Source organism: Allobosea sp. 05T433 (assembly GCF_056396065.1).
In genome coordinates, this window is the sequence record NZ_JBFTKS010000123.1 from 1 (window position 1) to 510 (window position 510).

Consider the following 510-nt stretch of genomic DNA (forward strand, 5'->3'; position numbering starts at 1 on the left):
TCCGCTCGATCGTCGACCTCCAGGCCGCCATCAATCGCTTCCTGGCCGAGACCAACGCCGATCCCAAGCCCTTCTCCTGGACCGCTGACCCCGACAAAATCATCGCTGCCGTCAGGCGTGGGCACCAAGCGTTAGATTCCATCCACTAGCCACATTCAATCAAGAGCTCGAGAGCGAATTTCTGGTTGCTTGGCAGGAATACAGCAAGTCACGCTGACTACACCCACGGCCACGTGATGTGGCCTGGCTAAGGTTGATCCGACCTGGTCGAGCGCCATTGATCGGTTGGGCATTGCCAGCTAGCCCTGAATGGCCGCGTCGCAGCCGCGACCGTCGTGCGGAACCTCGACCAGCGCCTTATTGCGGATTCCGACGAATTCGGCGGGCAATTCCGATATGAATTCGGCACCCTGTTCCGATTTCATTCCGGCACCCTGTTCCGATTTGAAGCCGGCAGGTGCGAGGTGATTTGCCTGGGTCGTTCCTGATGATTGTCGTGGATGGATTTGA

1 protein-coding gene and 1 pseudogene are annotated in these 510 nt (G+C 58.2%); one reads left to right on the forward strand and one right to left on the reverse strand.

All coding sequences use genetic code 11. The features are described from left to right. Window positions 1-149, forward strand: a pseudogene (locus AC1DGP_RS35305) (IS630 family transposase); the annotation flags it as partial. Window positions 150-299: 150 nt separating this feature from the next. Here AC1DGP_RS35305 and AC1DGP_RS35310 read toward each other — a convergent pair. Beyond that, window positions 300-510: hypothetical protein (locus AC1DGP_RS35310; protein WP_476833305.1), on the reverse strand; the 211-nt coding region annotated here is incomplete at its 5' end.